18 protein-coding genes are annotated in these 23496 nt (G+C 72.9%); 8 read left to right on the forward strand and 10 right to left on the reverse strand.

Annotated features, from left to right (window positions below; genetic code table 11):
• Positions 1-8: 8 nt before the first annotated feature.
• From F4562_RS28180 to F4562_RS28210, 7 genes are all read right to left on the reverse strand, one after another.
• Positions 9-2009 carry a prolyl oligopeptidase family serine peptidase gene (locus F4562_RS28180; protein ID WP_184541433.1) on the reverse strand — a complete coding sequence of 667 codons (2001 nt, stop codon included), beginning with the start codon at positions 2007-2009 and terminating at the stop codon, positions 9-11.
• A complete protein-coding gene (locus tag F4562_RS28185; RefSeq protein ID WP_311733987.1) occupies positions 2006-3709 on the reverse strand; it encodes an ATP-binding cassette domain-containing protein in 1704 nt (567 codons plus the stop codon). The genes F4562_RS28180 and F4562_RS28185 overlap by 4 nt, the downstream gene beginning before the upstream one ends.
• Positions 3710-3900: 191 nt before the next feature.
• Positions 3901-5571, reverse strand: coding sequence for an ABC transporter ATP-binding protein (locus F4562_RS28190; protein ID WP_184541432.1), 1671 nt, complete (start codon positions 5569-5571; stop codon positions 3901-3903).
• 72 nt (positions 5572-5643) lie between these two features.
• Positions 5644-5775, reverse strand: a complete 132-nt coding sequence (locus tag F4562_RS28195) for a SapB/AmfS family lanthipeptide (protein WP_184541431.1) — start codon at positions 5773-5775, stop codon at positions 5644-5646.
• 62 nt (positions 5776-5837) lie between these two features.
• Positions 5838-5966, reverse strand: coding sequence for a SapB/AmfS family lanthipeptide (locus F4562_RS28200; RefSeq protein WP_184541430.1), 129 nt, complete (start codon positions 5964-5966; stop codon positions 5838-5840).
• Between the two features lie 4 nt (positions 5967-5970).
• Positions 5971-8691, reverse strand: a complete 2721-nt coding sequence (lanKC, locus tag F4562_RS28205; protein WP_184541429.1) for a class III lanthionine synthetase LanKC — start codon at positions 8689-8691, stop codon at positions 5971-5973.
• 105 nt (positions 8692-8796) lie between these two features.
• A complete protein-coding gene (locus F4562_RS28210) occupies positions 8797-9546 on the reverse strand; it encodes a sensor histidine kinase (RefSeq protein ID WP_184541428.1) in 750 nt (249 codons plus the stop codon).
• A 182-nt stretch (positions 9547-9728) separates the two neighbouring features.
• Here F4562_RS28210 and F4562_RS28215 point away from each other — a divergent pair, with 182 nt between their 5' ends.
• Positions 9729-9965, forward strand: a complete 237-nt coding sequence (locus tag F4562_RS28215) for a hypothetical protein (protein WP_221206918.1) — start codon at positions 9729-9731, stop codon at positions 9963-9965.
• 86 nt (positions 9966-10051) lie between these two features.
• On the opposite strand, the gene F4562_RS28220 is transcribed toward F4562_RS28215, so the two are convergent.
• Positions 10052-10765: a M50 family metallopeptidase gene (locus F4562_RS28220; protein WP_184541426.1), complete on the reverse strand. Its 714-nt coding sequence runs from the start codon at positions 10763-10765 to the stop codon at positions 10052-10054.
• 290 nt (positions 10766-11055) lie between these two features.
• On the opposite strand from F4562_RS28220, the gene F4562_RS28225 reads away from it, so the two are divergent.
• From F4562_RS28225 to F4562_RS28235, 3 genes are all read left to right on the forward strand, one after another.
• Positions 11056-11532, forward strand: a complete 477-nt coding sequence (locus F4562_RS28225; RefSeq protein WP_311733986.1) for a nuclear transport factor 2 family protein — start codon at positions 11056-11058, stop codon at positions 11530-11532.
• Between the two features lie 13 nt (positions 11533-11545).
• Positions 11546-12688: a magnesium and cobalt transport protein CorA gene (locus F4562_RS28230; RefSeq protein ID WP_184541424.1), complete on the forward strand. Its 1143-nt coding sequence runs from the start codon at positions 11546-11548 to the stop codon at positions 12686-12688.
• A 214-nt stretch (positions 12689-12902) separates the two neighbouring features.
• Positions 12903-13994, forward strand: coding sequence for a GNAT family N-acetyltransferase (locus F4562_RS28235; RefSeq protein WP_184541423.1), 1092 nt, complete (start codon positions 12903-12905; stop codon positions 13992-13994).
• A 75-nt stretch (positions 13995-14069) separates the two neighbouring features.
• Here the strand turns inward: F4562_RS28235 and F4562_RS28240 are convergent, their stop codons facing one another.
• Positions 14070-16280 carry a thiamine pyrophosphate-dependent enzyme gene (locus tag F4562_RS28240; protein WP_184541422.1) on the reverse strand — a complete coding sequence of 737 codons (2211 nt, stop codon included), beginning with the start codon at positions 16278-16280 and terminating at the stop codon, positions 14070-14072.
• A 1086-nt stretch (positions 16281-17366) separates the two neighbouring features.
• Here F4562_RS28240 and F4562_RS28245 point away from each other — a divergent pair.
• A complete protein-coding gene (locus F4562_RS28245) occupies positions 17367-18215 on the forward strand; it encodes a universal stress protein (RefSeq protein ID WP_184541421.1) in 849 nt (282 codons plus the stop codon).
• A gap of 16 nt (positions 18216-18231) precedes the next feature.
• On the opposite strand, the gene F4562_RS28250 is transcribed toward F4562_RS28245, so the two are convergent.
• Positions 18232-18822, reverse strand: coding sequence for an SACE_7040 family transcriptional regulator (locus F4562_RS28250; protein WP_311733985.1), 591 nt, complete (start codon positions 18820-18822; stop codon positions 18232-18234).
• Positions 18823-18920: 98 nt separating this feature from the next.
• On the opposite strand from F4562_RS28250, the gene F4562_RS28255 reads away from it, so the two are divergent.
• The 3 genes from F4562_RS28255 to F4562_RS28265 are packed head-to-tail and all read left to right on the forward strand — an operon-like array spanning position 18921 to position 23496.
• Positions 18921-20489 (forward strand): carboxyl transferase domain-containing protein, encoded by a 1569-nt coding sequence (locus tag F4562_RS28255; RefSeq protein ID WP_184541419.1) that lies wholly within the window; start codon positions 18921-18923, stop codon positions 20487-20489.
• Between the two features lie 8 nt (positions 20490-20497).
• The gene (locus tag F4562_RS28260; protein ID WP_184541418.1) at positions 20498-22543 is read left to right on the forward strand and encodes an acetyl/propionyl/methylcrotonyl-CoA carboxylase subunit alpha; all 2046 of its coding nucleotides are present in this window, start codon (positions 20498-20500) and stop codon (positions 22541-22543) included.
• Positions 22543-23496 carry a hydroxymethylglutaryl-CoA lyase gene (locus F4562_RS28265; RefSeq protein WP_184541417.1) on the forward strand — a complete coding sequence of 318 codons (954 nt, stop codon included), beginning with the start codon at positions 22543-22545 and terminating at the stop codon, positions 23494-23496. The genes F4562_RS28260 and F4562_RS28265 overlap by 1 nt, the downstream gene beginning before the upstream one ends.

Here is a 23496-nt window from a genome sequence, read left to right on the forward strand (position 1 = left end):
GCCGCCCGCTACCGGTCGTCCGGCGGACGCAGACCGGTGTGGGCGGCGAGGAAGGCCAGCATGTCGGCGGCCAGGCCGATGGCGCGGCCGGCCGCCCGGCCACCGTGGCCGACGCCGCTCTCGTGGCGCAGCAGGACGGGACGCGAACCCGAGGTGGCCCACTGCAGGGCCGCGCACATCTTACGCGCGTGCAGGGGGTCGACACGGGAGTCGCCGCCGAAGGTGGTCAGCAGCGTCGCGGGGTAGTCGACCCCGGCCGTCACCCGGTGGTAGGGGGAGTAGCCGAGCAGCCAGCCCAGCTGCTCGGGGTCGTCGGCCGAGCCGTACTCCGGACGCCAGGCGGGGCCGAGCCCCGACCGCTCGTAGCGGACCATGTCGAGCAGCGGGGCCGAGCAGACCGCGGCGGCGAACAGGTCGGGACGCTGGGTCAGCGCGGCGCCGACCAGCAGGCCGCCGTTCGACTCGCCGCAGGCGGCCAGCCGGTCGGGGGTGGTCCAGCCGTCGGTGACGAGCCGTTCGGCCGCGGCCGCGAAGTCGTCGAAGACGTTCTGCTTGCGCTCCAGCATGCCGTCGCGGTGCCAGGCCGCCCCCTCCTCGCCGCCTCCGCGCAGCTGGGCCAGGGCGAAGACCCCGCCCGCCTCGACCCAGGGCAGCACGTAGCTGGAGTACGACGGGGTCAGGGAGAGCCCGAAGCCGCCGTAGCCGTACAGGATCGCGGGCCGGGGCCCGGAACCCGGCCGGGCCAGCACGACCATCCGCACCGGCGTGCCGTCCGCCGAGGGGAAGACCACCTGGCGGGCCGTCAGCTCCGGCGTCTCGACCGCGCCGGGTGCGGCGGCCCACGGCGACGTCCGCCCGCTGCGCGTGTCGTAGCGGTGCACGCCGGGAGGCGTGACGCTGTCGGTGTAGGTGAACCAGACCTCGTGCCCGCCCTCCGGACGGGTGGTCATCCCCCCCGCCGTGCCCAGGCCGGGCAGCGGCACCTCACCGCGGCGCCGCCCGGTGGCCAGGTCGTGGACGCCGATCTCGCTGATCGCGTGCCGGGTCCGGCTCACCAGGAGCACCTGGCCGGCGACGGCGAACTCGCCGATCACCGCCTCCGGGTCCTCGCCGACCAGGTCGACCCAGTTCCCGGGCGTCGGACGCGCCGGGTCGGCCACGCACAACCGTCCCCGGGGCGCCCCCAGCGTGGTCAGCAGGTAGAGGCGCCCGTCACGGCCGACGGCCGCCGCCGTCACCGCGCCGAGACCCCGCTGCACCACCCGCAGGTCGGGACGCTCGGGGGAGGACGCGGACAGGTCGGCCAGCCAGAGGTCGTTGCCGCCGTCGCCCGCCGCCGACACCGTCAGCCAGCGCCCGTTGTGACTGATCTCCAGCCCCCAGGAGCGCTCCTCGCCCAGGACCACGACGTCGTCCTCGGCCGGGGTGCCGAGCCGGTGCAGCCGGACCCTGCGGTCGCGGACGTAGAAGAACGCCTTCCCGTCCGGCAGCCACGCCACCGGCGCGTACCGGCAGCGGTCGATCGGGCCGTCCACGACCCGCCCGGTGGCGACCTCCATGACCCGCAGCTGCGACCGTTCGTCCCCGTGCCGGGACAGCTGGTAGGCCAGCAGCCGTCCGTCCGGGGCGGGCTGCCACCGGTCGAGCGTGGTCAGCCCGTCCGCGTCGAGCCGTGCGGGGTCGACCAGTGCCCGCTCCACCCCGTCCGGGCCGACCGTGTAGAGCACCGGGTGCTCCTGGGCGGCCGTACGGCGCAGGAAGAAACGGCGTCCGCCCCGCCAGACCGGCGCGGAGACCGTCCCGGCGCCGGTCAGCTCGGCGACCCGGGCACGCCACGCGTCACGGCCGGGCAGCGCGGCGGCGTGGTCGCGCCACAGCTCGTCCTGGGCGGCCGACCAGCTCCGTGTGCCGGGACTGTCCGGGTCCTCCAGCCACCGGTACGGGTCCGGCACCGCATGGCCGTGCAGGTGGTCGACGATCGGGAGCCGCTCGGCGGGAGGGTAGATCAAGGCACCAGCTCCTGTGTGCTCGAAGGGTTCCAGTGACCGGCGAGGTCGGCGTACAGGGGGGAGGCGGTGAGCATCTCCTCGTGCGTGCCGAGCCGGACACTGGTGCCGTCCATGACCAGGACCCGCCGGGCGCGCAGCGCCGAGGTCAGGCGGTGCGCGACGACGAGGAGCGTGCCGCCGCGCTCGGCGAACGCCCGTTCCGCGCGGGCCTCGGCCGCCGGGTCCAGGTGGCACGTCGCCTCGTCGAGGATCACCAGCCTGGCCGGGGCCAGGTAGGCGCGGGCCAGGGCGACCAGCTGCCGTTCGGCCGGGGAGAGCAGGCCGGAGCCGATCTCGGCGTCGTAGCCGCCCAGCCGCTCCACCAGGTCGCTCAGCCCGACCGCCGCCACCGCCTCGTCCACCGCCTCACGCGGGGCACGGGCGAGGTAGGTCAGGTTCGCCAGGAGGGTGCCGCGGAAGACGTACGCCTCCTGGGGGATCAGCACCCGGTCGGCCGGATCGAGCCGGTCGGCGGGCACCCCGCCCACCAGGACCAGCCCGGAGTCCGGCCGCAGCACACCGCTCAGCAGCGCGGCCAGCGTGGACTTGCCGATGCCGCTGGGCCCCACCACGGCGATGTGGTCCCCCTCGGGGACGGACAGGTCGAGGCGGTCGATCACCGGCTCGGCGTGCGGCCCGTAGGCGAACGTCACCCCCCGCAGCTCGGCGCCGCCGTCCAGGGCGGGGACACGCCGGCGGGCCGCGGGCAGCGGGCCGTCGTCCCGCAGGAGACGGTCGAGCGCCACCTTCAGCCGGACCCCGTTGATCCCCAGCCCCTCCACCAGGTCGTCCAGCGCGGGAGCCAGCGACTGCGTGACGTACACCAGGGCACCGAGGATCACGCCGGGACCGGCGCCGCGGCCGATCAGCCACGGTGTCCCGATCAGTACGAGCAGCACCGGCAACCGGCCGCCCACCGCCAGTGACAGGGTGCGCAACGCGGTCACCCGGGCCAGCGACCGGGCCGCGCGGGCCTGCTCCGCCACCCGCAGGCCGACGCCGGCGGCCACCCGCTCCTCGGCCCGGCAGGCGGCGATGTCGCGCAGCCCGCCGGCCATGCCGGTCAACTCCTCGGCGGTGCGCTCGTCGGCCAGGATGAAGTCCCGCTGCCGCCGGGCCAGGGCCCGCAGCGACAGCAGGAACAGGCCCAGCCCCGCGGCGAAGGGAGGCAGCACCAGCGCCAGCACCTCGGGGACCAGGGCCACCAGCCCGAGCGCGACGCTCACCACCGTGAAGGCGAACGACCTGACCACGGTGATGACCGAGGCGAGGGCGTCGCGGGCCAGCTCGACCTGGAGGTTGGACCGGGCCACCGCCGCCGGGCCCGCCCCCCGCCCGGACGCGGCCGAGCCGCGCAGCGCGCCGTCGACGACGCGGGCCAGCAGGTCCTCACGGAACGGTTCCACGATCGCGGCGACGGCCATCACCACCTGCCGCGCGCCGGCCGCCGCCAGCAGCCAGGTACCGCCGAGCACGGCCAGCCAGGCGAACCCGGTGACCGGCCGCCCCGCGGCGAAGCCGTCGTCGACGGCCCGCGCCACGGCGAGGCCGGCGACCAGCGCGGGCGCGGTCTCCGCGGCGGACCAGGCGCCGAGTCTGACCAGCTGGTACGGGTCGCGCCGCAGCGCCCGCCGGACGGGGCGGTCCACGCGGTCGCCCACGCGGTCGCCTACGCGGTCGCCCACGCGGGCACGCACCGGCTCGCTGCGGTGACGCCCCGCGCGGGCACGTGCCGAGTCGTTCCGGTGACGGCCCGGCGGGCGGTTCACGGGATCATCCGGGCGGTCCGCGAAGCCGTCCGGGCGGTTCGCGAAGCCGTTCAAGCGGTTCGCGCGGTCGTCCGGAACCCGGCTCACGGGGCGGCCACCTGGAAGACGGCGCGGTAGCCGGGGTCGGACCACAGGTCCCGGTGGCTGCCGAAGGCGCGCACCCGCCCTGCGTCCAGCCAGATCACCCGGTCGGCCGCCGCCGCGGTCGCGGCCCGGTGGGTCACGATCAGGCGCGTCCGGTCGCGCAGCTCGCCGGTGAGCGCGGCGGCGACCTGGCATTCGGTGGCGGTGTCGAGGCTGGAGGTGGCGTCGTCGAGGATCAGCAGCCGCCGTCCCTGCGCGAACGCGCGGGCCAGACCGAGCCGCTGCCGCTCCCCCCCGGACATGGGCGCCCGGGCCAGCGGCGTGTCGTACCCCAGCGGGAGGCGCCGCACGAACGTGTCGGCCCGTGCCGCCCGCGCGGCGGCCCGCACCGCCTCCCCGGACGCGCCGGCCCCGAAGGCGATCGCGTCGCCGACGGTGCCCCCGAGCAGCACCGGGCGTTCGAACGCGTATCCGACGGCCTCGCGCAGGGCCGAGGGGGACAGCTCGGGCAGCGGGACGCCGTCCAGGCTGACCGTCCCGCGCTCCGGGTCGACCAGGCGGCCGGCCAGCGCGGCGAGCAGCGACTTGCCGGAGCCGGAGCGGCCGACCACGGCCACCGCCCGGCCGCCCGGGACGAACACGTCGATCCCGTCCAGCACCCCCGCGCCGACCCCGCGCAGCTCCAGGTCGCCGGGCCCGTGGGGCAGCGACCGCGTGCCGTGGTCGCGAGAGGGCTCGGCGGTCAGCTCCGCGACCCGCGCGGCGGCGGCGCGTGCCCGCGCCAGGCGGCCGACGTGCCCCAGGGCCGAGCCGAGGCCCGCGCCGAGCACCACGTACCGGGCGGCGGCGTACAGTTCCCCGGCCGTCAGGTCGCCGGAGGTCAGCCGCAGCCCGCCCATCGCGAGCACAGCCACCTCCAGCAGCGGCACCACGGCACCCGCCTGCACGCCGGCCCGCGCGTTGGCCCGCCACATCTCCATGGCGTGCCGGCGCAACCTCGGCAGCGCGGACAGCACCCGGGCCCTCTCCCGGTCGGCGGTGCCGGCCGCGGCGATCGTACGGGCGCCGGCGAGCGCGTCGACCAGGCGGGCGGCGATGTCGCCCTGCGCCTCCTGGTAGCCGCCGGCGATCGAGGTGCTCGCGGTCAGGAAGGCTCGCAGCACGAGTGCGATGACGGTGATCCCGGCGACCAGCGTCGCGGTCAGCCAGGGATCGATGAGGGTCAGCGCGAGCACACCGCCGGCGGTGGGGATGAGCAGCGCGGCGCCGGTGACGACCGCCTCGGGGGCACGGCCGATCTCCTCGGTGTTCAGGGTCGTCCTGATGACCAGCTCCCCCTCGGGGAACCTGCGGGTGATCGCCGGCCCGACGCCGAGGATGTGCCGTACGACCCGCTCCCGCAGCCACGCCGAGGAGCGCGCGCCGCTCGCCCCCGAGGCCCAGACGCCCAGGGCGTCACAGGCCACGGCCAGGGTGACGACGGTGGCGCAGATGAGCGGCCAGACCGTCGCCCCGGGCCCGCCGGCCACCAGCTCGTCGACGGCCCGGCCCAGCGCGAACGGGAGCGCCAGCTCGGCGGCCGCGCCGAGGACGGAGGCGACCGCGAGGACCGCCGGCCAGGCGCCACCGCGCCGTACGGCCTCGGTCACCAGCCGGTCGGCTGCCCGCACGGTCCCTCCTTCAGCGGAAACGGGGTGTGCCCGGGACAGCCGTCGCCGGCTGTCCCGGGCACCGCTCCTCGACTAGTGGCAGAGCAGCAGGCTCAGGTTGCTGGGCTTGGCCGAGGCGCAGCCCAGGACGGTGAGCGTGCTGCCACCGCCGTGGCCGCCGTAGCCGCCGGGGGTCTCCAGGGTCTGCAGGTCGAGAAGAACCATGTCGTTACCTCACTTCTTGACTTCTTGGGGAACCGCTATGGGGGAGGAGGTGCCGCCGGCCGTCAGTGGCAGAGCAGCAGGCTCAGGTTGCTGGGCTTGGCCGAGGCGCAGCCCAGGACGGTGAGCGTGCTGCCACCGCCGCCGTGGCCGCCGCTGGGGGTCTCCAGGGTCTGCAGGTCGAGAAGAACCATGTCGTTACACCTCCTTCGAGGAGTCGCAGGTACGGGACCGCGCGGCGGATCCGTGCACGGGCCGCGCCGTCGCGCGGGAGCCCGTGCCGCCGGGCGGTTCGAGGAAGGGGAGGAACACCGGCCGGTCGTGCAGCACGGTGCTCATCGCGAACAGGACTCCGGCCGTGCCGGTCGCGAAGTCCATGGAGAGCCGGAGCAACTGGTCACCGGGGAAGGCCAGCCCGCCGCCGTAGGGCAGGGCGTGCCAGTCGAGCCCGCGGAGCTGCTCGGCGGAGTCCGTGCCCAGGTCCGTGCCCAGGGCTGCGTCCGGGGCTGTGCCCGGGTCCGTGCCCGGGTCCGTGCCCGGGGCAGTGTGCGACTCCGTGCCCGGGGTGTGCGACGGGGTGCCCAGCCCCGACCCGAGGGCGGCGATCATGCCGCTCCGGCCGGTGAACAGGCCGGACTGCACGAAGTAGCGTCCTCGGGTGACGAGGCGGCAGCCGTCGAGTGCCTCCCGGAAGCGGTCGTCGTCGCGGTGGAGCAGGTAGCGGGCCAGGACGAGCCCGATGCCCGCGGACCCCTCGTCCAGGTAGGGCAGCGTGCGCCAGCCCTGGGTGACCTGGAGCGAACCGTCCTCGCCGGTGACGCACCGCCGCAGGTCCTGCCGGAGCGCCACGGCCGCCCGGTCGAGCAGCCCCGTGTCGCCCGTCCGCTCGTAGGCGTGCAGGAAGAGCAGCGCCGGCCCCGACGACCCGTACATCAGCCCGGCCCTCGGATGGGTGCCGCCGCTGGTCTCCGGGACGTCGTCCGGGCCGCCCAGCCGGCCGGAGCAGATGTCGGCGATCCGCAGCCCGGTCTCGGTGAAGGACCGTTCACCGGTCGTGCCGCCGAGGTGGAGCAGGTTCAGGCCGATCCCCGCCAGGCCGCCGAACAGGCCGAGCCCCAGCGTCTCCCACCTCTCGCGCAGGCACACCTCGACGATGTCGACGGCGTCCTGGCGGTGCCCGAGCAGGTCCAGCACGTGGGCCACGCCGTGCAGCCCGTCGTAGAACCCGATCCGGGTCCCGGCGTCGGGGGACAGTGCCCTGCGGCGCAGCCAGTCCTCCCCCTCGGGGAGACGCTCGGCGCCGCACCGCTCCAACGTGTAGAGCACGCCCGCCGCCCCGTACGCGAAGCAGAGGCCGCCGCCGGGCTCGAACTGGGCGACGTCACCGGGGAAGAGCCGGTCGTCGCGGCCGGGGGTGGCGCTCGCCAGGACGGCCCGTACCATCGCCTCCCTGAGCCGCGGCCAGTCGTCGCGACCGGGTCTGGGGAGCGGCGCGGGCCGCACCGGGTCCGGGCCCGTGACGACCCGGACCGCCTCGCCGACCACCTCGGGCGGCACCGGGAAGGTCTCGGTGATCAGCCGGGCCAGCCGGGTCACCTTGGCCCGGTCGAGCGGCAGCATGATGGTGAGCTGCGGGGCGAACAGCCCCAGGCACAGGCAGCCCAGGGCGTAGGCGTCGACGTCGGTGCCCCGCCGGTCGGCCGGCGCGCCGAACGCCGGATGGGCCAGGGCCGCCCGGCCGCCGTCCGTGGTGAGGGTCGCCACCTCGTAGTCGATCAGGACCGGGCGGCCGCCCTCGGTGAGGAGGATGTTGTTGGGGTGCAGGTCGCCGAAGACGACCCCGCGGCCGTGCAGCGACTCGACGGCCCGCCGCACCTTGGGCAGCACGTCGAGCACCCACGCGGTGTAGTCGGCCAGGGCCGCCTCGTCGCAGTCCGCGCGGGTCAGCGGGTAGCGCCGCACGAGCTGCCGCTGCAGCGGGTCGCCGTCGACGAACTCCTCGACCAGGAAGTGGTGGCCGCCCAGGGTGAAGTAGTCGATCAGCGCGGGCACCGCGTCCAGTCCGGCCAGCCGCGCCAGCATGTCCCGCTCGTGCGCCAGCCGCGCCACCGCGTCCCGGCCGGCGGCGTCGAGCCCGGCGTGCGGGCGCGCCTCCTTCAGCACCACCCGCGTCCCGGTGCGCACGTCCTGCGCGAGGTAGACGCCGCCGCCGTTGGAGAACTGCATGACGCTCTCGATCCGGTACGGCAGGCCCTCGGTGGTGACCGCGTTGCGGGCGGCCAGGTGCGGTTCGAGGAAGGGGGGCAGGGTCACCCAGGACGGCACGGAGAAGGCCGGCCCGCGGACGTCGGGGACCAGTCGCCCGTCGCCGTCCTCGACGGCCAGCACCGGATCGCCGTTCTCCCCCGGGCAGTGCCGGGCCGCGAAGCCGCCGTACCGGACGAACAGCGGCCCGTCGCCGTAACGGAGGTCGCTGAGGATGTAGGGTCCTTCGACGCCGCGGAGAAGCTCGTCGAGCTCCTTCAGCGTCAGCTCCAGCTGCGCCTCGTCCACCGGGTAGAGCGTCACCAGCTTGCCGCTGGAGCCGCGGGGGGCCGCCTTGGAGTTCAGCATGGTCATCACGGGGAGGCTGCGCAGGAACTTGAACGCGATGCCGCGGGGGACGCAGTAGTCCCACACCGTCTCCAGGGCTCGCTCGGCGTCCGCGGCGCACGCGGACACGTGGACCTTCCACCCCTGGGCGGGCGTTCCGCCGGACACCGGCGCGTAGTGGAGCCAGGTGTCGGTCACCCGGTGCTCCCACCCCTGCGGGACGTCCCGGGTCGCGAGCGCGAAGTCGGGGTGGTCCCCCCGGCGGCCGTCAAGCGTGTCGTAAAAGAGCGGATCCGCCAGGCAATACAGCTCGTACTGGTCATCCACGGCATTCTCCCTGCTGTCTTCCAGAAGAGAGAATTTCGGATAACCCGACGATCCACTAGTTACAAGTTAAACGACTCACCCGTGCGAAACGCACAAGGCGTCCCATTAAACGGCGGACCACCTGCGCTTTCCCAGTAGACGCGAAAAACCTTCGGAATGGTTCACGGGCACCTCGGCGATCAGCGTGAACCATCCGTCCGTGCCGTCCGACACCTGGACCGTGCCGCCCAACTCGCCCACGCGGTGGCGGAGGTTGTCCAGGCCACTGCCACTGCCCGTGCCGACCGGATCCCGGCGCGGGGCCCCGTCGTTGACCACGGTCAGTCGCAGCCCGCCGCCGCACTCGACCAGCTCGATCGCGCACCTCGTCGCCCTGCTGTGGCGCAGCACGTTCGTGATCCCCTCGCGGACCACGGTGCCCAGCGCGGCGCTCACCTCGCCGGGCAGGTCCGCCACCTCCATCCGCACCGAGCAGTAGGCTCCGAAGCCCCTCAGCAGCACCCGGGCCCGCTCGGCCTCCGCGGGCAGCGACAGCCCCCGGTAGGCCGCCGACACGTTCCGCACCGCCCGCGTCGCCTGCCGTACGGCCTGGAGCACCTCCTCCAGTTCCCCGTGCAGCCGCGCGTCGCCGTCCGCGTGCCGGCGGGCCAGCTCGCCCTTGACGGAGGCCAGCCAGAGCCAGTGCCCCACGATGTCGTGCATGTCGCGGGCGAACCCCTCGCGCACCCCGGCCACCACCCGTTCCCGCTCGGCGCGCAGGCGCCTGACCCGCACCGCGAGGACGAGCGTGGTGCTCAGCGAGAGCAGGAGGGTTCCGGCGGCCACCGCCCCGACGACGTTCATCTGGTACGGCATCGAGTGCCTTTCGTGAGGGGAACGGGATGCCCAGCAATACCCTCGGAAAAGATCAGTAGTCAAACCGGGTCCGGTCGCCGGCGATGGTGTGCGAGGTATTGGAGAATGGTGGGGTTTAGTAAGTAAATATAGTGATATATCGCCCTAAGTTGATCTTGCATAGCTTTAGAGAGGAAAGGCGGATGATGTCGGAAGAATCGGGTGTCTGGGAGATCCGGCTGGGCGTGTACGCCACCCGGCAGCAGGCCGAGGACGTCAAGGAACGCATCATCGAGCTGCTGTGCCCGGATCCGCACCACGCTCCATCGTGCCCCGTCCCGTGGTCGGTGTCGATGTTCCATCGCCTGGACCCCGGCGAGCAGGATGCCTACGCGGCGCTGGCCGAGCAGGCCCGCATCGAGAGCCGGACACGCCCGTGACGCGACGGGACGTCGGCGATGGGACGTCCCGGCAGGGAGCTCTTCCCGGCGGGCGGGCGGGACGGGTCCGGCACCCGCCCCCGCCGTCAGAGAAGTCCGAGCGGAACCGGGAAAAGCAGGTAGGCCCCGGCCACCAGGCTGGCGCCCGCCACCAGCAGGAACAGGAACACCCAGAAGCCGCCGGGCAGGAAGGTCAGCCGGGCGAGCTGGTCGGCGTCGGAGTTGCCCGCCTGGCCGTACCGGCGCTTGCGCTGCAGCTCGATGATCGGCCGGACGCCGCCGAACAGCAGGAACCACACGGCCAGGTGGGCGAGGACCGCGTCCATGTCGGGTGCGGCGTACCAGGTGAAGGCGGTGATCGCCCCCCCGGTGGCCAGCAGGCTCACCACGCCGAACAGGTTGCGGATCAGCAGCAGCATGCAGCACAGCAGCACGACCACGATCGTGATGAGGATCGCCACGTAACCGGCGGAGGTCAGCCACGCACCGCCCAGCCCGAGCAGGGACGGCGCGACGTATCCGGCCGCGGCGGTCATGATCATGCCCGGCCCGGTGGGCCTGCCGCGGGTCAGGGTCACGCCGGAGGTGTCGGAGTGCAGCCGGATGCCCTCCAGCTTGCGCCGGGTGAGCACCGCCACCAGCGCGTGCCCGCCCTCGTGGGCGATGGTGATCAGGCCCCGTGACAGCTGCCACGAGGTGGACCACGACACCACGCCCAGCGCGACCAGCGCGGACAACAGCACGACCCAGGGGGACGGCTCAGGACGGGCTGTGGCCAGAGTCACCCAGAACTCGGACAACGGTCACTTCTCCTTCTCGGCGTCGGAGCAAAGCGTCCCATGAGCGCCGGTGTGCTGGCGATAAAGTCCGGCCGGCCGGATGAGCGGCGGAGGGGGCAGGCGAGGGTGCCCGCCCGGCCGCGCCGGCCGGCTCGCCGTCGCGCTGGGGAACACCGGCGCACAACTGGGGGAACACCGAGGTCCGCACTGAGGGTGCCGCCGGTCCTGGGCTGGGACAATGCCGACAATAAGTGCAATCTCCCCTCCCGTTACACTCAATCGCCAGCACATTGACGAGCGGGAGAAAGCACGTGAAAGAGCAGCACAACGCCGAGATCATCCAGGCGTTCTACGAGGCCTTCGCGCGGCGGGACGCCGACGCCATGGAGCGCTGCTACCACCCCGACGTCACCTTCAGTGACCCGGTCTTCCAGCACCTCGCGGGCCGCGCCACGGTGATGGCGATGTGGCGCATGCTCATGGGCCGCAGCACCGACCTCCAGGTCGACGCCCGCGACATCGCCGCCCGCCGCCACGACGGCACCGCGCACTGGACCGCCCACTACACCTTCAGCCGGACGGGCCGGAAGGTCGTCAACGAGATCGACTCCTTCTTCCGCTTCGAGGACGGCCTGATCGTCCGGCACCGCGACCACTTCGACCTCGGGCGCTGGTCCCGGATGGCCGTCGGCCGGACGGCCGGGCGCCTGTTCGGCTGGACACCGATGTTCAAGGCGAAGATCCGGGGTACTGCAATGCAGTCGTTGCAGGAGTTCATGAGCGCCTGACAAGGAGACACCGGTGACCGACCGGCGAGTGCGCGGCCTGCGCAGCCTCGTACGCGGACGTTCCGCCAGCGGGCAGGACTCCCCAGAACGGTCGATGGACCCCCGCTCCGCGGACGGTGGGAAGCCCGAGCCGCGCTCGCGCGTCATCGACAACGCCATCTACGTCGGCGGGCGGCGCACCGCCACCCCCGGGTCGCTGCCCGAGGCGTTCGAGTGCCTGAAGAACACCCCCGACAGCATGGCCTGGATCGGCTTCTACCGGCCGGAGGACGCGGTCATCCTCAACGTGGCCGAGGAGTTCGACCTGCACGAGCTCGCGGTCGAGGACGCCATCGTCGCCCACCAGCGGCCCAAGGCCGACCGCTACGGCGACACGCTGTTCGTGGTGCTCCGCCCGGCCCGCTACCTCGACGACGTCGAGGAGGTCGACTTCGGCGAACTGCACGTCTTCGTCGGCCAGAACTTCGTGATCACCGTACGGCACAGCGAGGCCCCCGACCTGTCCCAGGTCCGCCGTCGGATGGAGCACGACCCCGACCTGCTCGCCCAGGGCCCGCAGGCGGTGCTGTACGCCATCGTCGACGCCGTCGTGGACGGTTACGCCCCCGTCGTCGCCGGTCTGCAGAACGACATCGACGAGATCGAGGTCCAGGTCTTCGGCAACGAGCCGGGCGTCTCCCGGCGGATCTACGAGCTCTCCCGTGAGGTGATCGAGTTCCAGCGGGCCACCCAGCCGCTCCTGGGGATGATCGAGGGCCTGATCGCGGGAGCGCCGAAGTACGGCGTCGACGAGGAACTGCGGCGCTACCTGCGTGACGTCGCCGACCACGCGATCACCGTCGCGGAGCGGGTGAGCGGCTTCCGTCAGATGCTCCACGACATCCTGGTGGTCAACTCGACCATGGTCGCCCAGGCGCAGAACGAGCACATGACCAGGCTCACCGAGGTGAGCAACGCCCAGAACGAGGAGGTCAAACGCATCTCGGCCTGGGCCGCCATCCTGTTCGCCCCCACCCTCGTCGGCACCATCTACGGCATGAACTTCGACGTCATGCCGGAGATCCACTGGTCATGGGGCTATCCCTTCGCCATCCTGCTGATGGGCGGGGTCTGCCTCACCCTCTACCTGGTCTTCAAACGCCGCGACTGGCTCTGAACCCCGGCCGCCGGGCCCGAAACCCGGCTGCCGGACATCGGGCCTTCACGGTGCGGCCGGGCGGGGCCGGGCCGGCTTCCCCATGTTGCCTGCGAACTCGCCCGCGTCGGGCGGCGTCTCGTTAGTGTGATCACCATACGGTGGACATGTCCCGACTTTTTGATGGGTCAGGCCGGTGTCCTCACCGGATCAGATGTCGTATGAGGAGTGACGGATGACGGACGTGTCAGTGATTCGGCCCAGTGAACTGGGCCCGTCGGAGATCGACGCGTGGCGCGAGATGCAGCGGGCACAGCCGCACCTGGCGAACCCTTTCCTGAGCCCCGAGTTCACCATCGGGATGGGGGAGGTCTCCGGTCGTGTGCGGGTCGCGGTCATCCAGGACGGGGAGGGCATCGTCGGGTTCTTCCCGTACGAGGAGCGTTCCGGCGTGGCCACGGCCGTCGGCGCGTGGGTGTCGCTGTGCCAGGGGCTGATCCACCGCCCCGGCGCCGACTTCGATCTGGAAGCCCTGATGAAGGCCTGCGGGCTGCACGTGTGGGAGTTCGGCTGCCTGGTGGTCGAGCAGCCGTGGTTCGGGCCGTTCACGACGGTCAGCCACGACGCCGCCGTCATGGACCTGTCCGACGGTTACCCGGCCTACATCGACCGGCTGACCAAGAGGTCGCCGAAGTTCATGAAGACCATGCGGTACAAGGAGCGCAAGCTCGGCCGGGAGGCCGGTGAGGTGTCCTTCGTCTTCGCCGAGAAGTCCGAGGACCAGCTCCGGCTGGTCCGGGAGTGGAAGTCCGCGCAGTACGCCCGCATGGGCCGCGCCGACCGCTTCGGTAAGACGTGGGTGGTCAGGCTCGTCGAACGGCTGCACGCCATCGACACGAAGGACTTCGGCGGCGTGCTCTCCGTGCTGTACGCCGGGGGCAAGCCGGTCGCGGGGCATTTCGGACTGCGTTCCGACTCGGTCCTGGTCAACTGGTTCCCCGCCTACGACCCCGCCTACGGCAAGTACTCGCCCGGCATCATCCAGCACTTCCACATGGCCGACGAGGGAGCCAAGATCGGGATCAATTCGATCGACCTCAGCGTCGCCACCGGCTACGAGTACAAGAGACTGCTGAGCAGCAGGAACGTTCCGGTCGGCGAAGGCATCGTGCGCAGGCGCACCGGGCGTGCCGCCGCCCACTGGGCCCGCACCGAGCCGGTCCGCCGCGTGCGTCAACGCATCCTCGACAGTCCTCGCCTGTACAGCCTGGCCGACCGCACCCTGCAGTGGTACGGCCAGCGCCGCAGCGGCAAGCCCGCCGAGTGACCGCGCCGCCCGGATCCCGCTCCTGATCCCGGCACCCGCCCGGCCACCCGGCGGGGCGGTGCGATCCCGGACGGGTCAGCCGAGCAGCTTGCGGGCCGCCGCCTCGATCTCCGCCTCCGACAGCAGCACGTGCTTGGCCGCGTCGCCCAGCGGGATGAAGCTGTCGGCCGAGGTCACCCGGGCGACCCGGCCGGTGAAGCCCGCGTCGAGCAGTTCGGCGACGATGCCCTCGGAGACGCCTCCGGTGCGGCGGGTCTCGTCGGCGATCAGCACGTTGCCGGTCAGCTCCGCGGCGCGCAGCAGGTCGTCCACCGGCAGGGGGGACAGCCAGCGCAGGTCGAGCACCCGGCAGCTGTGCCCCTCGGCGGTGAGCCTGACCGCGGCGCGCAGGCTCATCCGCAGGCCGTTGCCGAAGGTCACGATGGTCAGGTCGCGGCCGTCCCCGTAGCTGCGGGCCCGCCCGATCGGGACGTGCGTCTCCGCCCAGCGGGCCGGGGGGACGTACGGTGCGAGCCAGCCGTTGTCGCCATCCTCGAACATGTCGCGGGTGTTGTACAGGGCGATGGGCTCCAGGAAGACGCACACGCTGCCGTCGGCGCGGGCGGCGGCCAGGCATGTGCGCAGCATCGAGGCGGCGTCGTCGGGCCTGGCGGGGGAGGCCACCACCAGGCCGGGGATGTCGCGCAGCGCGGCGACGGAGTTGTCGTTGTGGAAGTGGCCGCCGAAACCCTTCTGGTAGGCGTAGGAGGCCACGCGCACCACCATCGGGTTGCGGAAGGCGCCCCGGGAGAAGAACGAGAGCGTCGCACCTTCGCCGCGGATCTGGTCGAGCGCGTTGTGCAGGTAGGCCAGGTACTGGATCTCGGGCACCGGCAGCAGACCGGAGACCCCCGCGCCGAGAGCCAGGCCGAGCACGGCCTGCTCGTCGAGGTGGGTGTCGAACACCCGGCTCAGCCCGAAGCGCTTCTGCAGGCCCCGGGTGACGCCGTAGACGCCGCCCTTGCGCGCGACGTCCTCCCCGAAGACCAGCATGTCCGGGTGGGCGGCCAGCGCGTCGGCGAGGGTGCGGTTGACGGCTTGGGAGAGGGTGAGCGGCCCCTCCTGCTCGGGCAGCCGCTCGGCGAACACCCGCGCGCGCGACCCGGAGACCACCGCGGCGGACACGGCGACGGCCTCGGGCCTGCGGGGGGCCAGCGGCTCCATGATGTCGACGGCGGAGACCAACCTCGGCCGCCGCGAACTCTCCAGGGCCATCTTGAACAGGTGCTCGCGGGTCGTCTCGTAGCGGAGCAGCACCTCGTCGGGGGTGGTCAGTCCGGCCTCGACGAGCAGCCGGGCGGTCGCGACGAGCGGGTCGCGCTCCAGGTCGGCGTTGATCTCACGCCTGGTCCGGTAGGACGACTCCACGTCGGAGCCCGCGTGCCCCATCAGCCGGACGGTGCCGACGCGCAGCAGGACCGGGGCGCGGTGCGTGCGGACGTGCTCCACGGCGGCCAGGGCGGTGTCGTACACGTCGGGGAGGTCGCAGCCGTCGGCCTCGAAGTAGCACAGCAGCGGATGGTGGGAGGACTCCACCCAGCCGTTCGGGGTGCGCACGCTGATGCCGAGCCCGTTGTCCTCGCAGACGAACAGGATCGGCAGCGCCAGCCCCTGGTGGGAGCCGTAGGCGGCGGTGTTGAAGCCGGTCAGGGCACTGGCGTGGTTGACCGAGGCGTCACCGAGGCTGCAGACCGCGACGGCGTCGGCCGGCCACGGGCCCGGCACGCCGAGCCGGCGGACGCGCTCGATGGCGAAGGCCACGCCCACCGCGCGCGGCAGGTGGCTGGCGATGGTGGAGGTCTGCGGGATCACCGCCAGGTCGGGGTGGCCGAAGACCTTGTGCCGCCCGCCCGCGATCGGTTCCTCGGCCGCGGCGGTCAGGCCGAGCAGCACGTCGCGCAGCCCCTCCTCGGGCAGCCGCCCCGCCATCGCGGACCGGGTCAGGTAGAAGGCGCCCGAGCGGTAGTGCAGCAGCGCGGGGTCGGTGGTGCGCAGCACGGAGGCGATCGCGGCGTTGCCCTCGTGCCCGGCCGATCCGATGGTGTAGAAGCCCTGGCCCTGCTCACGCAGCCAGCGGGCGGTGACGTCGAGAAGCCGGCTGCCCAACTGGAACTCGAACAGCTCCCGGCAGCGGGCCCCCGTCAGGCCCGTGCCCTCTCGAACGGGCAGGGAGGGATCGCGCGGCGCCCCGGGAGACAGGGCGGTCACGGCCTCGGTGAAGTGGGTTTCAACAGTGTCGCGCGCCACAGCTCGATTATGTCCCTCCGGATGGATCCCGTCCGGACCTTGACGGGTTTGGTGTCACCGAGTCAACGGTCCGGTGCCGTCCAGGACGTCCTGCCCTTCCGGTAACACCATATAGATCCGAAAACCGGGCAGCTTCCCGCCGCACCGGTATTTCCTCCCCGCGCCATGCGCGTCCAGCCCAGGGGAACTCACCCGGCGGGTGGCGCCACTTGTTCTCCTTGTTCTCCGCCCGTTTTCGTACCGTCCCCCTTTCGGAGAGTGGCTTTGCCGTCCGCGGGGGCGGCGGCTGTCAGCATCGTCGGAGAACCGCGGTCGATCATTCGAACGGAGACGTACATGCTCGAAAAACTGATCCTGGCCGGTCTGGTGGCGGTCGCTCCGGCGGCGGTGCCCGTCACGTCACCGCCCGCGGTCACGGGTGCGCCGTGCCCGCCCTGGTCGCCCTGCGCGGCGGTGAACTGCGGCCCCGGGCGGATCTGTGTGCCGTCGCCCAAACAGTGCATCACCACGCCCTGCCCGCAGTACGAGTGCGTCGAACCGCGGCCGGCCGCGCGGCCGCTGCCCCCCTCCCGGCCGCTGCCGCATCCTTGGCCGTTGCCCCGCCCTTGGCCGCTGCCGGCGGAGACGGGGAACGTTCCGCTCGCGTGACTCCCGGAGCGCGTCCGGGGGCCGCCACCCGGTTGTTCTTCACTGCGACCGGGCTTATATCTATATATCCGATATATAACGGCAAGTCCGCTGGATCGTGAAGTCCGGGATCGCCGGATCCGGTCCGGACCCGATCCTTGGACGAACCGTCGCCCGCCGCGCTGCTTTTCCTTTTCCGGTGTCCCGATCACAGTGTGATCCCGCCTGGCCCTTTCCTCGGCTTGACCGCCCGCCGCCGTCACCGGGCTTTGCGGCATCGGGGAACCGGATTCACCGGCGGACGTCCGGAGCCGCCGGCGGGGCACCCGGGACGCCGATCCCCCCGCACCGTCTTTGCCGGTGCCAGCCGTAAAACGAGGGAAGTCTTGTGAAAGGCCGTCTGGCACGACAGGTGGATCAGAGAAGTATGGAGGTGAGCGCCGCGGGAGAGGAGCCGCAATGCGAGTACAGGACGACGAACGGCCGGTGGTGGTCGGATTCGACGGGTCGCCGGAGAGCCGGCGGGCTCTGCGCTGGGGCGCCGACGAGGCCCGGCTGAGGTTCCTCCCGCTGGTCGTCTGTCATGCCTGGCAGTGGCCCTACCACCTGGTCTCCATCACTCCCGGTGCCCCGGAGATCATGGAGCGCGTGGGCCGGCACGTCCTCGACACCGGCCTGGCCATGGCGCAGGACTTCGCGTCCCGGAGCCCGGTGCGGGGACGGCTGGTGGAGGGGTCGGCTGCGGGTGCCCTGGTGGGGGCGTCGGGTTCCGCGGAGATGGTCGTCATCGGACCACGCGGGGCGGGCGGGTTCCAGGAGTTGCGGATCGGCGCCACCACCGCCCAGCTCGTCGCGCACGCCCACTGCCCGGTCGCCGTCGTCAGGGAGCCGGTCCACCCGCGCGCGGACCGCGTGACGATCGGCGTGGACGGCGGGAACCTGGACCCGGCCGACCTCGGTCTCGCTTTCGAGGAGGCGAGACTGCGCAGGGCGGCGCTGCTGGTGATCTGCCTCTGCCCCGAGGGTACGGAGGACACCCGCCGGGCGGCCGTGCGCTTCCACACCAACCTCGGGGTGTGGGAGGAGAAGTACCCCCAGGTGAACGTGGAGACCGTCGTCGAGACGCGTCCGCATCCGGAGGTGCTGCGTCACGCGGCGGACCGCTCGGACCTGCTGATCGTCCCGAACCGGGAACGCGACGACCCGGCCGCCCTGCCCATCGGCCCGGTCTGCCAGGCGCTGTTGCGGGAGGCGCCGTGCACGCTCGTGGTCACCCCGTCGCACGTCCCGCCCATGGCCGGGCGATGAGTCATGTTAGCAATTATTAACTCTGGACGGAGGCCAGTGCCGCACGTGCCATGCCCCGCAGCAGTTCGGCCATCGCCGCGGGCGGCAGTTCGCCCGCGCTGTGCGGGGTGGAGTTGAGCAGCCCGAAGACGGCGTGCGTCGCGGCCCGCAACCGGGGCGGCGGGCAGCCCGGGTAGAGCTCGCTCAGCACGGTCACCCACTCCTCGACGTAGAGCCGTTGCAGCCGGCGGATCCGCCGCCGGGCCGGCTCGGGGACGCTGCCCAGTTCGCGGTCGTGCACCGTGATCAGTGCGGGATGGCCGAGCGCGAACTCGACATGCCCCTCCAGCAGGGAGTCCAGTGCCCGTTCTGCGTCGGGTGCCTCGGTCACCCGGAGGGTCGCCGAGGTGTGCAGCCGCTCGCTGACGTCGAGCAGCATCTCCGCGAGCAGTGCCTCCTTGCCGGTGAAGTGCCGGTAGAGGGCGGGGCCGGAGGTGCCGACCGCGCCGCCGATGTCCTCGATGGAGACGCCGTGGAAGCCGCGTGCCGCGAACAGCCCGGCCGCCGCGTCCAGGATCTCCGCGCGTCGCGACCGGCGGCTGCGGGTAGGGGGCTGAGCGGTTGTCACCCTCGCATGGTAGACGGTGAGGTTAATGATGACTAACATCTGCGGTGGAGTTAGTGACCGTTAACCCAGCGGCGACGGAGCCGGGCGAGGGGGAGCGCATGAGTGGCTGGCCGGTGTTGCGAAGCGCCTGTGATCCAGCGGGCGAGGGTTTCAAGCGCAACGCCGAGGTCAACGAGGGCCTTGCGGCGGAGCTGCGGGAACGGGTCGCGACCGCCGCGCTGGGCGGGCCGGAGAGGTCGCGCGCACGCCACGTCTCCCGGGGCAAGCTGCTGCCCCGGGACCGGGTCGACTCCCTGCTCGACCCGGGCTCACGCTTCCTGGAGCTCTCCCAGCTCGCGGCCAACGGGATGTACGGCGACGAGGCCCCCGCCGCCGGGATCATCACCGGTGTCGGCCGCGTCTCCGGCCGGGAGTGCGTGGTCGTCGCCAACGACGCCACCGTCAAGGGCGGCACCTACTACCCGATCACCGTCAAGAAGCACCTGCGGGCCCAGGAGGTCGCCCTCCACAACAACCTGCCGTGCGTCTACCTGGTCGACTCCGGAGGGGCCTTCCTGCCCAGGCAGGACGAGGTCTTCCCCGACCGCGACCACTTCGGCCGGATCTTCTACAACCAGGCCACCATGTCGGCGCGGGGCATCCCGCAGATCGCCGCCGTCCTCGGCTCCTGCACCGCCGGAGGCGCGTACGTCCCGGCGATGAGCGACGAGGCGGTGATCGTCCGGAACCAGGGAACGATCTTCCTGGGCGGTCCGCCGCTGGTGAAGGCCGCGACCGGTGAGGAGGTCAGCGCCGAGGAGCTCGGCGGCGGCGACCTGCACGCCCGGGTCAGCGGCGTCACCGACCACCTGGCCGACGACGACCGCCACGCGCTGCGGATCGTCCGCGACATCGTCTCCACCTTTGCGCCGCGTCCCCCCTGCCCGTGGGAGCGCGTCCCGGCGCAGGAGCCGGCGCACGACCCCCGGGACCTCTACGGGATCGTCCCTGCCGACACCCGCACGCCGTACGACGTCCGCGAGATCATCGCCCGCGTCGTCGACGGCAGCAGGTTCGGTGAGTTCAAGGCCGAGTACGGGCCCACGCTCGTCACCGGGTTCGCCCGCATCCACGGTCACCCCGTGGGGATCGTCGCCAACAACGGCATCCTGTTCGCCGAGTCCGCGCTCAAGGGAGCGCACTTCATCGAGCTGTGCGACCGCCGCAACACCCCGCTGGTCTTCCTGCAGAACATCAGCGGGTTCATGGTCGGCAAGGCGTACGAGGCGGGCGGCATCGCCAAGCACGGCGCGAAGATGGTCACCGCCGTCGCCTGTGCCCGGGTGCCCAAGTTCACCGTCGTCGTCGGCGGCTCGTTCGGGGCGGGCAACTACGCCATGGCCGGGCGGGCGTACTCGCCCCGGTTCCTGTGGATGTGGCCGAACGCGCGCATCTCCGTGATGGGCGGCGAACAGGCCGCCAACGTGCTGTCCACGGTGGGCGACGCCGACCCCGGCGCCATCCGCGCGCAGTACGAGGAGCAGGGCAACCCCTACTACTCCACCGCCCGCCTCTGGGACGACGGGGTCATCGACCCCCTCGACACCCGAACCGTCCTGGGCCTGGCCCTGTCCGCCTCGGCCAACGCCCCCCTCGACCCCGTCGGCTACGGCGTCTTCCGGATGTGACCGCACCCATGACCCACTCGGCAGTACCTCACCAGACGTTCGACACCGTCCTCATCGCCAACCGCGGCGAGATCGCCCTGCGGATCACCCGCACGCTCAGGAGGCTGGGCATCCGCTCCGTCGCCGTGTACAGCGACGCCGACGCCGGGGCACGGCACGCCCGGGAGGCGGACGTCGCGGTGCGGCTGCCCGGCGGCTACCTCGACGTCGACGGCATCCTCGCCGCCGCGGCGGCCACCGGGGCCCGGGCCGTCCACCCCGGCTACGGCTTCCTGGCCGAGAACCCGGCCTTCGCCCGGCGCTGCGCCGAGGCGGGCCTGGTCTTCGTCGGCCCGCCGCCGGAGGCTGTGGAGGCCATGGGCGACAAGATCCGCGCCAAGGCCACCGTCGCCGCGGCCGGCGTCCCCGTCGTCCCCGGCGGCGCCGAGCCCGGCGACGACCTCGCCGAGGCCGCCCGCCGCATCGGCTTCCCCGCGCTGATCAAGCCCTCGGCGGGCGGCGGCGGCAAGGGCATGGTGCTCGTGCGCTCGGCCGCGGAGCTGCCGGACGCGCTGGAGTCCGCCCGCCGCACGGCCGCCGCCGCGTTCGGCGACGCGACCCTGCTCGTGGAGCGGTTCGTCGAGAACCCCCGGCACATCGAGATCCAGGTGCTGGCCGACGCCCACGGCAACGTCATCCACCTGGGCGAGCGCGAGTGCAGCCTCCAGCGCCGCCACCAGAAGATCATCGAGGAGGCCCCCTCCCCGCTGCTCGACGCCGCCACCCGGGCGGCCATGGGCGCCGCCGCGGTCGAGGCCGCCAGGTCCGTCGGGTACGTCGGCGCCGGGACGGTCGAGTTCATCGTGCAGGGCTCCACGGCCGACTACTACTTCATGGAGATGAACACCCGGCTGCAGGTCGAGCACCCCGTCACCGAGCTGGTCACCGGCCTCGACCTGGTCGAGTTGCAGCTGCGGGTGGCGGCCGGCGAGCCTCTCCCGCTCACCCAGGACGAGGTGCGGCTCGACGGCCACGCCGTGGAGGCCCGCGTCTACGCCGAAGACCCCTCCCGGGGCTTCCTGCCGACCGGCGGCCGGGTCCTCGCCCTGCGCGAGCCCGCCGGCGTCCGCGTCGACTCCGGCCTGATGGCCGGCGGCACGGTCGGCAGCGACTACGACCCGATGCTGTCGAAGATCATCGCCTGGGGGCCCGACCGGGCGAGTGCCCTGCGGCGGCTCGACGGCGCGCTCGCCGGCACCGCCGTGCTCGGCGTGCCGACCAACGTCGCCTTCCTGCGCGCTCTCGTCAACCACCCCGGCGTGGTCGCCGGCGACCTCGACACCGGGCTGGTCGAACGCCACCTCGACGAGCTCGTCACCCGCGATCCCGCCCCCGCCGACGTCCTGGCCGCCGCAGCCCTGGTCCTGCATGGGGAGCACGTCCCCGCGGCCCCCGCCGACCCGTGGGACGTCCCCGACGGCTGGCGCCTGGGCGAGGCCGCGTGGACCGTCTACCGCCTGGAAACCCGCGACGGCGTCGCCGAGCTCCGGGTGCGCGGCCTGCCCGCCTCCGGCGCCGAGGTCCGCCTCCCGGCGGCAGGTGAGACCACCGAGGACGCCCCGGGCCCCGATCGTCCCGGCGCGGGCACGGCGGGGGAGCGGGAGACCGTACGCGCCAGGCTCTCCACCGAGGGCGACGACCTGCTGGTCACCCTCGACGGGACCATCCGCCGCTACGCCGCGGCCAGGGACGGTGACACGGTCTGGCTCGCCCGCGACGGCCATGCCTGGGCACTCACCCGGCACCACCTGGGCGACCCGGGCGACCGGGCGGGCGCGGGCGGCTCCGCGGACGGGGTCGTCCGCAGCCCGATGCCCGGCACCGTCCTGGTGGTCAAGGCGGCGGTCGGCGACCGGGTGTCCGAAGGCCAGCCGCTGCTGGTCGTCGAGGCGATGAAGATGGAGCACGCCGTGACCGCGCCGGTCGGCGGGGTGCTCGCGGAGCTGCCGGTCCGCGCCGGCCAGGCGGTCGCCATGGACGCCGTGCTGGCCGTGGTCCGGCGGGAGGAGGCGTGATGCGCGAGCCGTACGCGGTCACCGCGGCGGGGCTTCCCGAACGGGTCACGGTCTACGAGGTCGGGCCGCGCGACGGGCTGCAGAACGAGGCCGCGGTGGTCCCCGTCGAGGTCAAGGCCGAGTTCGTCGCCCGGCTCGCCGCCGCCGGGCACCGCGTGATCGAGACCACCAGCTTCGTCCACCCCGCATGGGTGCCCCAGCTCGCCGACGCCGCGGAACTGCTCACCCGGGTGGAACGGATGCCCGGGGTGCGTTACCCGGTGCTGGTGCCCAACGAGCGCGGTCTCGACCGGGCGCTCGAACACGGTGTCGAGGAGATCGCGGTCTTCGCCAGCGCCACCGAGACGTTCGCGCGCAAGAACCTGAACCGCACGCTGGAGTCGCAGTTCGAGATGTTCGAGCCGGTGGTCGCGCGGGCGCTGGGACACGGCCTGAGGGTGCGGGCGTACGTGTCGATGTGCTTCGGCGACCCGTGGGAGGGCCCGACGCCGGTCGGCCAGGTCGTCTCCGTGGGCCGCAGGCTGCTCGACCTCGGCTGTTTCGAGCTCTCGCTCGGCGACACGATCGGCGTCGGCACCCCCGGCCACGTCGTCGCGCTGATCGGCGCCTTCGGCGACCCCTCCCGGCTCGCGGTGCACTTCCACGACACCTACGGCCAGGCACTGGCCAACACCCTCGCCGCGCTGCGCGCCGGCGTGACCGTGGTGGACGCCTCCACCGGAGGCATCGGCGGCTGCCCGTACGCCGAGAGCGCCACCGGCAACCTCGCCACCGAGGACCTGGTCTGGATGCTGCACGGTCTCGGCGTCGAGACCGGCCTGGACCTCGCATCCCTGGTGGAGACCAGCACCTGGCTGGCGGCCGAGCTCGGCCGTCCCAGCCCTTCCCGGGTCGTCCAGGCGCTGGGCGTGAGCCCGGCACGCCGCACGGCCGACCGAGACGTCAAGGAGTGA

The sequence above is a fragment of the Streptosporangium becharense genome (genome assembly GCF_014204985.1).
Classification (GTDB): Bacteria; Actinomycetota; Actinomycetes; order Streptosporangiales; family Streptosporangiaceae; genus Streptosporangium; species Streptosporangium becharense.

Coding starts and splice junctions, on each gene's coding strand:
- F4562_RS28265 (WP_184541417.1), top strand. CDS start 22,543: ATGCGCGAGCCGTACGCGGTCACCGCGGCGGGGCTTCCCGAACGGGTC.
- F4562_RS28245 (WP_184541421.1), top strand. CDS start 17,367: ATGCGAGTACAGGACGACGAACGGCCGGTGGTGGTCGGATTCGACGGG.
- F4562_RS28260 (WP_184541418.1), top strand. CDS start 20,498: ATGACCCACTCGGCAGTACCTCACCAGACGTTCGACACCGTCCTCATC.
- F4562_RS28195 (WP_184541431.1), bottom strand. CDS start 5,775: ATGGTTCTTCTCGACCTGCAGACCCTGGAGACCCCCGGCGGCTACGGC.
- F4562_RS28235 (WP_184541423.1), top strand. CDS start 12,903: ATGACGGACGTGTCAGTGATTCGGCCCAGTGAACTGGGCCCGTCGGAG.
- F4562_RS28255 (WP_184541419.1), top strand. CDS start 18,921: ATGAGTGGCTGGCCGGTGTTGCGAAGCGCCTGTGATCCAGCGGGCGAG.
- F4562_RS28210 (WP_184541428.1), bottom strand. CDS start 9,546: ATGCCGTACCAGATGAACGTCGTCGGGGCGGTGGCCGCCGGAACCCTC.
- F4562_RS28200 (WP_184541430.1), bottom strand. CDS start 5,966: ATGGTTCTTCTCGACCTGCAGACCCTGGAGACCCCCAGCGGCGGCCAC.
- F4562_RS28215 (WP_221206918.1), top strand. CDS start 9,729: ATGATGTCGGAAGAATCGGGTGTCTGGGAGATCCGGCTGGGCGTGTAC.